This is a genomic window from Candidatus Cloacimonadota bacterium, from assembly GCA_020532355.1.
Lineage (GTDB): Bacteria > Cloacimonadota > Cloacimonadia > Cloacimonadales > Cloacimonadaceae > UBA5456.
Genome location: JAJBBD010000321.1, coordinates 1 through 15,000, shown reverse-complemented (window position 1 = coordinate 15,000; position 15,000 = coordinate 1). Strand labels below are relative to the sequence as shown.

The window sequence follows — 15,000 nt, the reverse complement described above, 5'->3', positions numbered from 1 at the left end:
GGCGAGGAAGATCAGATTAATCGTAGCGAGAATCTTTGTCTTATATCATAGGCTTGATGGATAAGCAAAGCCATATCATCAAAGAGACTAAACTATCTATAAAAACCGTTGAACAATCGGTGCATGAGGCAGATCCCCATACTACAATGGTGATGGATGGGCATAGCTACGATTAAAAAAGCCCGCCAAACCGAGATCTCATGTATAAAAATTCTGCTCTATATGGATGTGCAACGGTCTTCACTTATGTATGGTTATCAAAACGCAATAGGCTAGCAGATTATCAAACCTTTTCAGTTCATACAATCTCTATTTGTGCTAATTAAGTGAGGAAGTGATATATTGCTTATATCTTACTCTTCCAGACTGTGATTTGTAAACCCATTTATATTTATTTCTATGGACTTGTTATCTACGTATTTTAAGCTTACCTCATCACCTTCTTTGCTGAGGGGTAGGTAAGAGCTGAGGTTGCTGGTTGCCACAAAAACAAGATTGGGTTTGTTGCTTATGGAGAAGTAATAATAGCTGCGACCGTCCTTTATATCGCTGGCTATTCGCGTAATACTTCCTGTTGCAGTGCTGACAATTAATCTGCTATCATTAATGTTTACGCTTCTTGATGTGGCGAGATTAATCTGATAACTTTCCCGAGCGCTTTTAACTGTTTCTCCCACTCCTACTAGGGAAAAATCGCTAACCGAGACAAAACAATACATTTTAACCAAACCCGCGGCATCTTTGAGAGTCATGAAATAGGTGGGGATGCCATCCAGATTCACCAAAATCGGGAAGGTGGCGTAATATTTGAACTGCTGTACTTTGCCCTGTGCTGAGCGCATGGCAGCATATTCTGTTGCGCCCGATATAAGATAAAGTGACGTCTTTTTATTGCGAGTATTCGTGAGGACAAAGCCAACTGTTCCTTCATCGGAGCCAACGCTGGACATACCAGTATAAAAATAGCTTCGTCCGTCTTCACCATAGATCACGTTGTATCCAGCAGTTGTGTTAAGCATATCTCTTTTCCCAAACATAGTGTTCCAAAAACCGCGAACGTATTTGCCCCACCAGTTTAACTGAGGGATAACAAAGTAAGAGGGCTGTACACGATCTACCCAATCAGGTATCAATTCATCGCTAAAGCCATTTTCGGTTTGGATTAGTGGATAGTACTTAATATCCCCGGTACAGGCATGAACAGTAACCAATCCTAATGCTTCATTGCCGCGGATGCCTATCTTTCGTGAGTATAGCGTAATAGTCCAATATGGTTCGCCGTTATCATCAAGCTCGAATGTGTCTCCCGCCATGGCTACTCCGGTTATTCCGGAAAGGTACATATGGCGGGATAGGTCTTGATTGAAGAATGCATTTCGCTGATAGCGTATATTTAGGGGTTTTCCATTTACTTCTCTAATGAAACGAATATCTTGAGAATTGGTAGCTGAAACCATGATATAACCAGGAGTTCCGTTATTTATATTTGCCAACCATTTGAAGAAACCACTATGAAGAAGGGGAACCACCCAATAGAGCTTTCCTTGTACCATTTGGATTGTGGGAGTACCTAAAACCACTCTGCTACCCAGGGCAAAATCCTCTCCCAGTTTCTTTTCTGCTAGAGATGCGGCAAACGCTTCATCGATAATGGGCACTCTGGACATATCGATGGGTGAAACCATGTTTTCAAAGCTGTTTTCCTCTATATTTGTGATGAGATTGCGATATCTTGAAGCATGGAATATGGGGCTGGAATAAATGGGTAAGATAAAACACAAAACTAGTAGTAATATGTACAAGCCCGTCAAGACTTTCCGCAGTTTACTAATACCCCACAGTGGTAATAATACAAATGCAAGGGCAAAAATCCATCCCATAAATCGTAGATTTAGTACAGGCAAGTGAAAGTAGAATAAATAGGCAGTAAACAACAAGCTTAGCAAAACTGCAAACCATACTTTAAAATGAATCTTATTCAGATCAAGTTTGATGTAGGCACCTTTAGGGGCATTTGCTTCTCTCATGACGACACCTCAATGCTTAATGATTTGTTAATAATAATAGTCACATAGATCTGTCAATCCATTTCTGGGTACTTTCACTATTATGGGCTTAACACCTCTCTATTAGTGCCATAAAGCAGTGTCGGTAAACAATCCATATCCAAAAATGCAAACAAATACATTGACAAAAAACATGTACAAGAGTCCTTAATACCAGATTAACATAAAAGGACGCACAATGGCTCGTCTTTTCAGCAAAGATTACCACGACAAATCCAATAGCTGGTACTTCAATCATGCGGTTATCCTGCTCGAGGAGGGGGATCTTTGGTATTGGTATACTAAAGATGAATCCGCAAATGTAGTGATGAGGTTCTATCCCAGCATAAACAAACGAGAGTATTTCAGTGCTTGGGTTGAAGTTTTATATAACCCACAAGAGAGGAGGATTATAAGCTATAAATGTGCTGAATGTGGCCAGGAAGAATCGTGTCGCCACTATCTGTCCTTACTACGATATGCATACAACTTCATTTCAGATGATATTCTCAAAGAAGAAATGGTGCAAACTTGCGATTCGGACTGTTTGCGTGGCAATATTCGTTGGATAAACGCCACACATGAATTAAAACTCTATTTTGAGGGTATCTACAATCTCGAAACATCAAAGATTCGCATCTACCATCATGGTCTGGAAAAAGTGGATGTGGTTGGAATTACTAAACTGCTGAAGGGCAATAACGAAGTGCCTAAGAATGTAACAAACAATATCAGTGTTTTTAGCCAATACCAATTAGCATTTTTTGAGTTTGTTGTGGGTTTTGGACTTTCATATAGCGCCAAACATGGATATTGGAGTCTTCCCAAAAGCTTGTTTCCCATACTACTTGCTAGGATGGAGCATCTTCAGGGTTGCATATTTGTAAGGGAAACTGGTGAGGCACTTAGCTTTGCCTCTCAGCCTTACTCCCTTGCATTGCGAATTGAAAAGCTTGGGAAAAAGGGTTACAATCTTATTCCTGTGGTTGTAGATGAGCTTTCTGCCTGGTATGCAGGCTATCCAAGCTGGCTTTTCTTTCGCAATGTAGTCCACAAGGTTTGGTTACCTTTTACGCAGATTGTTATTGATGATATTTTCGCACACAAGATGCAAATAGAGGATACGGATTTGCCATATTATCGAAGCATAGTACATCGAGAGTTGGCTCTGCAGAACATATATTTGGATTTCGATGAATCTATTGAACTTCCGTTGGTTATGGATTCTCAGCCGCAGGGCAGACTTTATATTCGAGAAATGGGAGAAGATATCCTAATAGAAGGTTATTGGGTTTATGATGAAGTATACGAACTGCCCATAGCAGCGCTAAAATATGCAAAACCTCTGGTATACAGCAAATATAGGGGGGGTAATGAAAACGACAAGATGTGGTTTTACCTTTCTCCGGAATTGCATCTAAAGGCACGCAAATTGCTGAATACTTTGCCGATTCCTCAGATTAACGAACTGGAACAAAACTCCCAATTAGTATATTTGGAAAAGGATTTTAGCGAGCTGCAAAAAGCCGTATTCAGTTTGGATGAGCAAGAATGGGAACTAGAAATTGATGAAGCTTTGAGCAGAAGGTTTATTGCCAAGATTCATCTGGAAGCAGAACTTAGAGTGCAACGCCATGAAGATATTGATTGGTTTAGTTACGAAGTGGAATACCGATACAAAGATCTAAGATTCAGCCACGACGAACTTGCCAAATACTTCCGGTCTCAGGAAGAGTTTCTTCATACTGAGGATGGCAGAATATACTTCATTGGCAATCCTGGCGTTTTTAGCGAAATTGATCGTTTATTAAAGCGCAGCAAAAAAGCCAATGATGATGTGTATCGCACCCGAGTACTAAATTTACCTTATTATCAGCGGCTTAGGGAGGAGAATCCAGCAATCAGGATATTGGGTGATGAATATATAGAGTCAATGTTTGAAGATCTTCAAGCTCGAAGATTGAAGCGAAACCCTGAGTTGCCATCGTATTTACATACAATTTTGCGTGGATACCAAAAAGCAGGAGTTGCCTGGCTTAATATGCTGAAGCATTACCATTTCAATGGGATTCTTGCCGACGAAATGGGCTTGGGAAAAACCATTCAAGCCCTAGCTATGGTTGCCGCCAACGTTGAAGGTGGAGCGAGCATGGTGATATGCCCCAAAACCTTACTCTACAACTGGGCAGCTGAGATCGAGAAGTTTCATACAAACATTCCCTACGCAATAGTGGAAGGCGCTAAACCCTCACGGGTTGAATTGCTGCAAAACCCCAATATAAAGCTTTTTATCATTAGTTATTCTATGGTTCTTAGCGATTTTAGCATTTTAAAAACGATGCATTTTGACTGGTTGATATTGGATGAGGCGCAAAACATTAAGAATGTATCTGCGCAAAGAACATTTGCGATTAAAAAGCTCAATTCATCATATCGGATGGCACTCTCTGGCACCCCCATAGAGAATAATATAACCGAGCTTTGGAGCATTATGGATTTCTTGATGCCAGGTTATCTGGGAAGCGTGAAATCTTTTAAAAGCAAGTACTTAACCCAGGAGATCGATCGAGACAATAACGCTTCACTACACAAGCTTTGTGCTCCATTTCTTTTGCGGCGCATCAAAAAGGAAGTACTTTTAGAATTACCAGATAAGCAAGAGCAGGTATCGTGGTGCAAGATGAATCCGTTACAAGAAAAGTTGTATCTTCAAATCTTGGATACTGTTCAGCGCAAGCTAATGCCCACGTCTTCAGAAACAATTAGTTATGTGCATATCCTTGCAGCTCTTACAAAGTTACGTCAGGTATGTAACCATCCCCACTTGGCCAATGGAGACATTCTACCGGAGCCCGCTCTATCAGCTAAACTGGAGATGTTAGTTGAATTGGTGCAAGATTCCATTTCTTCCGGTCATAAGATTCTGGTTTTTTCTCAATTTGTGCAGATGTTAAAGATCATGAGAAAGGTTTTTGATAAGCTTGGCATTTCATACAGTTATTTAGATGGTAAAACAAAAGATCGTGCCAAAGCGGTTCAAGATTTCGAAAGCTCCAAAGACATCCGCCTTTTTCTAATAAGCCTCAAAACTGGGGGTACGGGGCTTAATCTTACCTCTGCGGATACCGTTATTCTTTATGATCCTTGGTGGAACCCGATGGTAGAAAATCAAGCTATAGACCGTAGTCACCGCATTGGTCAAACAAAAAAGGTACAAGTATTCAGACTTATTACCAAGGCTACGGTAGAAGAGAAAATCCTTTCTTTACAACAGAATAAAATTGATCTTTTCAACGAAGTTGTTGAAGGTGGTAGCGGTGTTCTAAAAACAATGAGTTTGGAAGAGTTAAAACAACTTTTTGCTTATTAGTAGAAATTCTTAATTGCTTATTTTGCAATATTCTTCTTAGGGATTTGGAAATATCCTTGCCCAATCTGGTTCAATCTGTTCATCTGCGCCAAAACCATGATAGCTATTTGCATCTCCATCAAACCATAACTTGCGCCCTTCACCCACAGGGTTCTTAGCTGTTGCAACTGCCATAATAAGCTTGTAGGGAGCCACGTACACATAGTTGTTCTCATCTACATTCTTAAGCTTATCCACCATTTGAGTAGTATAGATAACGGAAGATTTCCAAGCTACGGCAAAATTCCAGTTGGCTATCACGCTGGGTTTCATGCCTATTTCCACAAGTGCTGTATCCAGTTCAAAACCGCTGGCACTACCATGTGTTCTCCAATAATTATCTACATACAGATGCAGTGCTTCCACAGCATCACGAACTTCTTTGGCACGTCTGTTGTTCTGATAGGCATTCCAGCGGGGCACAATTAGGATTGCCGCTACAATTATCAATATTAATGCTGCTACAATGTAATATTTTACCCGCGATTTATCGTTTCTTTCTGCCATGATTTCTCCTCACTAACACATCATTTGTTTGATAATATAAGCATATTCAAAGATATTGCCAATTTTCTTAGGATATATGTTTGAATTGAGATAAGCTGAGTTTTACCTTGAACTGGTTGGATGTAGACTTTGATGCAAACACGGATTATTATTCTTGTTTTGTCGGTATGTATAGTTTGAATTGAGATAGATTAGAATAAACAAAAGGTTGAAGACAGCCGCATGTATTAACATAGATTTAGCTATGCTTTAAGCTGTCATACTCCTGTTTGAGCGGGAGAATCTCCAGATAAACCCTTCTTAGTTATTGCGTGAAGTATCAAGGTAGAATGAGACAAAGAATGTCCAATATATCTTCTTCAACAACTTCATGATACAGCTGCACATCTAAATATCGCAGATTTTTATGCACGAGATATTGGTTTGGTGGGCTTTTTCTGATCGTAGTTATGCGCCCACCTACCACCCTTGTAGTATGGTGCTTTATCCCATGCCCAGATTATTCATCGGTCTTTTCATACAATGGCGAGAACTCTTTATCCAGATTAGGCAAAGCTTTTATGAAAAGTGCAGAAAAAGCCCCCAGCGTAAAAACTGGGGGCTATAGGATATGTTACTTATTTATTTGGAAAGTACCATCTTTTTGGTTGCACGATACTGATCGCTGGTCATCCGGTAGAAATACAATCCGGTACCAACTGTGTTATTCTTGTCATCACGTCCATCCCAAGTAACGGAATAGTATCCCGGAAGGTTGTGATGATGTGAGAAACTACGCATCAATTGTCCTTTTACGTTGAAGATGTCTATGCGAACATCTCCGGCAATTTTCATACTATAACGAATGTTGGTGCTAGGGTTAAACGGATTGGGGTATGCCGTCATCAAAGCAGTTTCCAAGGGAATCTGCGGCGCATCGGGTTCTTCGGAACCGGAATTGATGAGCACGTTTAGAGGACCAAAGTATTCGCTAACGCCGTTTAAGCTGATGCTTTCAAGCCAATAATAGTATGTTGCGTTAAGATATACTTCGGTATCGGTGTAAGTGTATTTCACTTGAGTACCCGTCTGGATACCATCCCTGAATAGCTCGTCGTTTACCAGCATTGCTGTATCAAGATCATCAATTTCATTACGAAGGATATTGTAGCCAGAGTGGTTTACTTCCGATTCTGCCATCCAAGATATTTTAACATTCAGATCCGAAGTAAGAACTGCTGAGAAACTAGCGAGAGTAACCGGTAGAGTAGGGTTCTGATCACCAAGGATTATGGGCATGTTAATATCCTTGCTGGGCTCTACATTGAAAGTTACGATTCCTTCTATAGCTTCTTCGGCATGCCAATGACCACTGCGATAGTATGCGCCCCAAGGAGCGTCGGTTTCTATCGTAACAGTCCATGGACCAGAGCCGATTAGTTGCAATACAAAGCTGTTTGTCGGAGTAAAAGCACTATTGTTTATGGGAGGGATTTCGCCTTCCGGATCGTTATTGGCAGAGCCGTTGCTTACCGTTACAACTATAGTGTTTTCGCCATCACCAATAGTAACGGGTTCGTCCGCAGGATAATCGAAAGCTTCTACAACGCCAACATCGTCCACGCAGATACCATAGCTGTAACCCCCAGAACCATACAATCCATTTAATGTGAAAATAACAGTATTGCCGACATAGGGTAATAAGCTAAATACAGCTTTCTGATAGGTAGTGTTTGCAGCATCTTCGATAGTGATAATAGGCTCTACCACATTCTCTCCATCTATATTGATGTAAACATTCATATCTTGAGGATAGCTTGTGCTTTCGGCTCTGTACCAGAATTCAAATTGATATTCACCGGTAGCAGGGACTGCTATTGGCGGAGTAGTGAGCAGAGAGCCACTAAGATTGCTGTAGGCAAACTCACTTCCTGTGTGGGCTCCACCATAACTACTCCATTCCCAGTTGCTGTTTGCCCAATCTAAAGGCGGGAAGGCATCTTCAAAGCCTTCTCTCCAGGGGAAGCTTGAGATATTGGCATCGTAACCCTCACCTGTTAACATGATTTGGTGGGATAGTTTCGCTCCGGATTTTTGCCCAATCTTTGTGGCGGCAATGTTATCCACAATGTTGAGAATGGCAGATTTCTCGCCTTCGCTTGTTGGGCTGAAAGTAATTGTAATTTCGGTGGATTGTCCTGCATCCAGGCTAATATTTTCGGCGATGGGGCTTAGAGTAAATTGATCAGTGTTATCTCCGGTAATGGTGACGTCTGCATTGTCAATCATCAGAGTGCCAACACCGGTATTGGTAATGGTGAAAACCTTAGCTTTGTTCGTACTCAGATTTACCAAACCATAATCCATAGATTCCGGACTGATAGAGAAAGTGGGAGTAGTTGGAGGTACACGGACTATAACGTTATCTACAAAGAGATCGTTATCGCCATTGGACAGAGTAGATTCTCCGTAGAAAGCAAAGTAGATTGTGCCACTGATTTCTGTAAGTGGAATAGTGATTGTAGTTCCAGTATTTGGAATCTCATTGAAAACATCATCGGAACCGCTGTTATTCCACTCACGGAGCAGCACTGGGTTACTCATATTGGGGTTGTTGCTCATTGCTACAATGAATTTGTCATCGAGTTGAGAGGTAGGATCCTCTATGGGATTAGAATTGGCATAGTCTGTTAACCCAAGATCAAATTTCAATTCGTAGCCGGTTGTGGGGATGTTGATGGGTGGACTTAACAGCCAATAATAACAAGTAGTGCCATAGATGTTGATTTTGGCGGATTTGTTCACTGGACTGGTTGCATTTAGCCAATCGTCTTGAATCCAACGGGAAAGGGTTCCATTTGGAATGGGATATACTCCGCTAATCTGGCTCCAGTTTGCTACTGGCCAATCTTCGCTGGATGTACCAAAATCAACTAACCAAGGATTTTCTGCTGTTACGTAAACAGTAGGATCGGCTATCGTAGAGAAATTAAACACCACGTTGTTTTCAGATTCTCCATAGGAATTCTTTGCCACTACTTTCCATATATAGCTAGTGGAATAATCTAATACTGTTTCCAAAGTATATGAGGTTGTAGTCACATTGGTTAATAGTGTATGAGGATCAGCATCTGGATCTTCAGGGCTATCAGTTGCTTCCAGATATATGTCATAAGATGATGCAATCCCTCCTAATGAAGAAGGAGTCCAGCTCAGGGTAGGCATAATGCTCACGTTAGAAGAGGCATTGGTCGGAGTGGTAAGAGTAACCGCATCAGGTGCTTCTTGAGCAAGGGGAGGCATAACAACCTCGTCTATATAGTAGGAAGAATAAGTCATTGTGCGGAACCCAAGGTAAAAATTGGTGGTTTTGGCAGAAACTTCGCTAAGATTTGCAATCACATGAAACCATGAGTTTGCGCTTTCTGCCAGAATTGATTCACCAAGTTTTGTCCAGGTAACTCTATCTGTGGAGTAAACAATATCCAAAGGGGATGTTGTGGAAGTTATCCGTGCCATGAATGACAAGGTTCCACCGTCAGATAAATAAAGTTTGGGAGTGGAAAGGATGTACTGAGTAGAGGAGCTACCACTTTTGTAAGCCGCCTTAGTGCCGGTGTAGTATGTATAAGTGCTGGTGCCCCAAGAACCAGGATTTGCCCAACCTGTAGGCGGGAAAGCCGATCCTTCAAAATCTTCGATAAGGTACGTAGTGGGATAAGCGTAACCACTTAAATCAACTACGTAATCGTCTCCGGCATAGCTAATAACCAGATTAGCGGTTAGTTGTCCGTCACTCTGGGGATTAAAGCTAACGGGCAGAGTGAAGCTTTGCCCAGTCTCCAGATCCTGCAGGTTTGATGTGTCATAACTAAAATCGGTGGGATTGTTACCACTGATACTGAAGCTCAGATCCGAATAGTATAATGTTCCGCCGCCAGTATTGGAGATTGTTACATTCTGTGTTACAGATAGTTCCCCGACTTTGGTTGTGGGGAACAACAAAGTAGTAGGACTGTATGCAAATAAAGGTTCTATGGGCATATCTCCAAAAAGCATCCTGATATTCGCAACTCCAGCTACTAAGGTTCCGGCTCCAGGAGAAGCGGGATTGTATGCTGAACTATCGTTTCGCAAACGTAAACCTCTGTTTGTTGCAAAGCCTGTGTTATAGAAATACGCTGAACTGCTTCCGTAACCCGATGTTGTTTCATTGATTGCTACCACCAGATTGTCGGTGTTGTTATAGGCAAAGGGAGTGTCTAAGAGAATCTCAATCCAACCGGTTGTTGCAGGAATGGTGATCTCACCACTGAATACTTGTGACATGTTGGCAACCGATACCCAATCACTGCTATTGGCGAAAGAAGATTTATCGGTATGACCGAGGTAGATTGTCCAGTCCTTATAATCTTCTCCAGTCTCATATCCATTCCAGTTGACATAGAGCTTCTCAATTCTTTTGTTAGCCACGCCTATCTCACTTTGCAGATATAACATTTGAGAGTAATTATAGCCATAATAGGTATTCAAAGGCAAGTCCAGATCTGTTGTGCCAGAGCCAATCTGAACAAGCCCTTCTGGCAGTATTGTTCTGAAGCTCCATTCAGTACCGGAAGTTGTAACACCGGAACTGATATTTATGGTATCTACCCTCCAAGAGTATTGAGTATCGTTTGATAAGTCAGAATAGGCATAAGATCCGCTTAGAGCTGCACTAACTCCATCTACCACTTGAGTCATGCTTCCGGTAGGACCAAACCACAAATCGTATGCTTCGGTATCAACGCCGAAATTCCAAGTTAAGTTGCCATTTAGTGCTACATCTATAGCATTTTCTGCCGGGTTGGGATTTGATGCTGGATCCGGTGTTCCCGCTGGAGGAGTATAAAATATTTCTACGGAAAGACTTAAGGTAATATTGTCGGAGTAAGAGTCAGAATCCACTGAAGTCGCTGTAACTACAAGTCCATTGGGACCAAGATCATTTAGATCATTGTAAACTGCGTTATCCAACCAGCCGACTTCAGTATAGTCTGTGCCGTTAACAATAATATCTGCGTCATACCAATTGCCGACATAGCTTAAGGTTCCGAAGGTCAGGGTGATCTGAGTACTTGTAATTACAGCTCCGTCGGGTAGCCCCGAAGTTGTTATTGATACAACTGTCGGAGCACTATCGCTACCGCTGGTAGAATCGTTGAAAATAATGCTTTCTGCATAGGCAATACTCAAGATAGAACTCAGTAAAAGCATTAATAAAATCGATTTTTTCATAATGTTTATTTCCTTGTTAAGAGTGAGTGTAATGTATGGCTGCACAACACATGCAGCCCTTCAAATGCGAAAAGAAACTGTTTACTGCATTCGCTAAGCGATTGCAAAGACAAAATACGAAGATTGAATGTTTTGCAGAAGTCCAATGATAGTATTTTTTGCAGAATTCAAGAAATAGTTCGAGATGAACTTTGCGAGAAACGATGGACAGATTCACGCCAAGAAACACTCTTGTTTGTGCTCAATATCTCGTGTAGACTTTCTATTAATAAAGGTTCGGGTCAAAATATCTGGGTAATAATCCATTCTTTCTCCTCAAAAATCCAAAGAACCAAGATACCATAGGAATAATCAGCCTCGGAACATTGTTGATGTTAAGGCATAATACTTTGCAAGCTAGAACTTAACCTGTTCTGTATTGTTTAATATGTGTTTTTGTATGTTACACTTGGCAGATGTCCGTTATTTGTCAATAAAAAAAAAAGATGATTGGCATAGTTCTTTTGTTTCAATTAACAAAACTTAATAACCCAATTTCTGCAGGCTTTTACGCGAGAATTAGTCGATTTATAAGCAAGGCGAATGGGTTTTGATTAACTCTGCTATAGTTGTAATTCTTTATCGTTAAATGGAATAAATTCTGCATCTGTAACTAACTGGAAGACTTTGAATAGCGGAGTATATTATGAAAACCCAATACGTTCTCCTGATTTTTCTTTTGCTTGGCGGTACTCTGGCAGCAAATCCGTACCAAGACATTAAAAAGTATCGAAGATACGATGCCAACTACAGCGGAGCTTATCAAAGCGTGAATAAAGCTGAAATTGAGACCGGTTTTGACGTACAGAAATACACTATAACTCTAAGCATAGAACAAGATCCTAACTATGTTTGTGGGTATGTATTGGCAGAAGTATTAGCAGAAACAGACTTACAGGGCATATCTTACAATTTGGAGGGTTTGGAGGTAAGCTCTGTGGAAGTAAATGGTGTACTTATATCCCACGATCACACCCTAGGTATAGTAAATATTCCGTTAAATGTGCAAGCGGGAGAAGTGTTTAGCACCAAAATATATTATGCGGGCAGTCCTCAGCTATCTGGTGCTCCCTACAATGTGGGCATGTATTTCAGAACTAATAGCATCTTTACTGTTTCCGATCCAGATGCGGCTCGATATTGGTGGCCCTGCTACGATCATCCGTGGGATAAGGCAATTATTGATCTCATCATCACCATGAGGGACGATTGGAAGGTAGCGGCAAACGGTTTAAGAGAAAGTATCGTAAACAATGGTGATGGAACGGCAACCACTACTTGGCGCGGACAGAATCCCATGACAACATATCTTGCCTGCATTACAGCCGCAGATTATATGGAAATCTCTCAAACCGCCCTACAGGGAGAATTGCCGATTCTGAATTTCGTAAGCCCATCTCAATATAACAATGCCCTTTTAGATCTTGCCAATTTACCAGATATGATAGATTACTATTCAGAACTTTTTGGTGAATACCCTTTCGAGAAGTATGGAAATGCCACGGTAAATATGAGTACTTTTGCGGCAATGGAACATCAAACCATGACTACTCTTGGTAATTTTATAATCGACGGTAATGGAACCCACGAACTAACGATTGCTCACGAATTGGTGCATCAATGGTTTGGTAATGCAGTTAGTTTCTTAGATTTCAATGATGTGTGGTTATCGGAAGGATTTGCCACCTACGGAGAACATTTATGGACAGATATGGCTGCCGGATGGCAAGCCGCATGTGATTATGTGCAAAACAGTTACCATCAATACTACCTAAGCTGGGTAAATAATCATGGTCCCAGCACGATATACGATCCGGCATTTTCCAATTACTTTGCTCCGCCTTCATACGAAAAAGCCGCAAGTGTGTTACACATGTTGCGTCTTAAAATGGGAAATGATCTCTTCTTTGAGCTTTTGCAGACTTATTTCCAGAGCTTCAAGCACGGCAATGCCATAACCGAAGAGTTCAAAGCTCTTGCCGAAGATATTAGCGGGCTAGATTTGGATCAGTTCTTTGAACAATGGATTTATGGAAGTGGAATTCCCAGTGTAGAATATGGAGTGTTTTACAAAGCAGAAACAAACCAGTTAAAAGTGATAGCTACAAGCAGTTCCAGTACAACCACACAGTTTGAAGTAGATATCCCATTCCAAATTGTCTATGCTACCGAAACGGATTCTGTATTGATTGTAGCAAGTCCCGAAGGGCATGCAAATATATTTGCAGATGCCTCAGAACCTCTAGATGTGAATGCTAATCACAATCACTGGACACTTCTAAGCAATCTTAACACCAGTTTACCGGAGCTCAATACCTGTCTTTCTGCAAACGCCAGTGTTGTTCTCGGCTGGAATGAGTTTCCCAATGCCATTGCTTACAATATTTTCCGCAGAGAAGATCAGATGGAAGCCTGGCAACAGGTAAATACTTCTCCTATTACAGAACTTAGCTATACAGATTTTAGCGTAACTGATGGACACATATATGAATACGCCATCCGGTCAATTGATATTGATGGATATCAAAGCTTGAGTTCTTTACCGGCTTCAGTTCAACCCGTGAACTTCAGTTTCGCTCAAGATATTCTTATTGTGGATGAAAGCCGAGATGGCAATGGAAGCAGTGCAAATCCCAACGACATTATGGTAGATGATTTTTATAATGACGTAATTTTGCCATACACAGCCGATTTATGGGATATTGCTGCAGATGGATTACCCGGATTGGATGTTTTGGGATCTTACAAAGTAGTTATCTGGCATGATGACGATTTTGCCACAAACCAGATAAATAACGCACAAGAACTACTTAGCAGCTACTTGTTTGGTAATGGCAAGCTTATCGTATCTGGATGGAAATCTGCCACTGTTCTTTCCGAAGTGTTTTGGCAGCGCTTTATAAGCGATTTGAATGTGTACTACGATAATCAGGCGTGCTTGATAAGTGCAGAAAGCGATAGTTATCCACAGCTTGAAGTAGATGCAGAAAAGTTAATATCTATCTGGAACGGTATGTTGCCTATGATCAATAGTTTTAGTGGAGATATTACTCAATTGTATGAGGGTGTCTTTGTTGAAGGAAGCGCTGGTGAAGGAATGAGTTTGGCATTCCGTAGCGGAAACCTTAATTACTTTGGTTTTCCGTTATACTTTATGCAGCAAGAGGGGGTACGAGAGTTAATGCAAATGTTACTACCAGAGCTTCTGGAAACTTCAAACGACGATTTGATCCACGCCGTAACCAGAATTGATATACACAACTATCCCAATCCCTTCAATCCTCATACAAATATATCATTCGTTTTACCTCAGGAAGAGCAAGCTGAACTCTCTATCTTCAATATTAAAGGACAGAAAATTGACATAATCGCAACCGGATCGTATCCTAAGGGTAAAAATACTATCAATTACAATGCATCAAAGCTCGCCGGAGGTGTTTACATCTTAGAGCTAAGAACTGCTGATCAGAGCGTAAAACGTAGGATAACGCTACTAAAATAGCATGGTTTTGGCTATTCATACTGTTTTTTTTGTTGACGACATCTGCGAGGGATAAAGAGTGTCCAAAACATAATTACATAGCCAGTTAAAGGTGGATAAATTGAAAAAGATAATACTTATCCTGTTCGGCTTGATGCTCTTTGCAGGATTATTTGCACAGCGCGGTTTATTTAACCTTGCGTTCGACATTACCATGAGTGAGGCAGATTCTATATTGGCGGTTTCAGGTTTTTTCCCGGAAG

Annotated in this window: 6 protein-coding genes; 3 read left to right on the top strand and 3 right to left on the bottom strand. The window is 41.0% G+C overall.

Going from position 1 to position 15,000, the window contains the following annotated elements; translation table 11 throughout:
• The first annotated feature begins 35 nt into the window (after positions 1-35).
• Positions 36-176 carry a hypothetical protein gene (locus LHW48_11040; protein MCB5260982.1) on the top strand — a complete coding sequence of 47 codons (141 nt, stop codon included), beginning with the start codon at positions 36-38 and terminating at the stop codon, positions 174-176.
• 177 nt (positions 177-353) lie between these two features.
• On the opposite strand, the gene LHW48_11035 is transcribed toward LHW48_11040, so the two are convergent.
• Positions 354-2,027, bottom strand: coding sequence for a cell shape-determining protein (locus LHW48_11035; protein ID MCB5260981.1), 1,674 nt, complete (start codon positions 2,025-2,027; stop codon positions 354-356).
• A 217-nt stretch (positions 2,028-2,244) separates the two neighbouring features.
• Here LHW48_11035 and LHW48_11030 point away from each other — a divergent pair, with 217 nt between their 5' ends.
• On the top strand, positions 2,245-5,415 hold the full coding sequence (locus LHW48_11030) for a DEAD/DEAH box helicase (GenBank protein ID MCB5260980.1): 3,171 nt from the start codon (positions 2,245-2,247) through the stop codon (positions 5,413-5,415).
• 36 nt (positions 5,416-5,451) lie between these two features.
• Here LHW48_11030 and LHW48_11025 read toward each other — a convergent pair whose 3' ends face one another.
• Together LHW48_11025 and LHW48_11020 are read right to left on the bottom strand one after the other, a co-directional pair.
• Positions 5,452-5,961 carry a hypothetical protein gene (locus LHW48_11025; protein ID MCB5260979.1) on the bottom strand — a complete coding sequence of 170 codons (510 nt, stop codon included), beginning with the start codon at positions 5,959-5,961 and terminating at the stop codon, positions 5,452-5,454.
• Positions 5,962-6,582: 621 nt separating this feature from the next.
• Complete coding sequence (locus LHW48_11020; protein MCB5260978.1) at positions 6,583-11,217, bottom strand: choice-of-anchor D domain-containing protein; 4,635 nt, start codon at positions 11,215-11,217, stop codon at positions 6,583-6,585.
• Between the two features lie 685 nt (positions 11,218-11,902).
• Between LHW48_11020 and LHW48_11015 the strand changes: the two genes are divergently transcribed.
• Positions 11,903-14,758: a T9SS type A sorting domain-containing protein gene (locus LHW48_11015; protein ID MCB5260977.1), complete on the top strand. Its 2,856-nt coding sequence runs from the start codon at positions 11,903-11,905 to the stop codon at positions 14,756-14,758.
• The last annotated feature ends 242 nt before the right edge of the window (positions 14,759-15,000 follow it).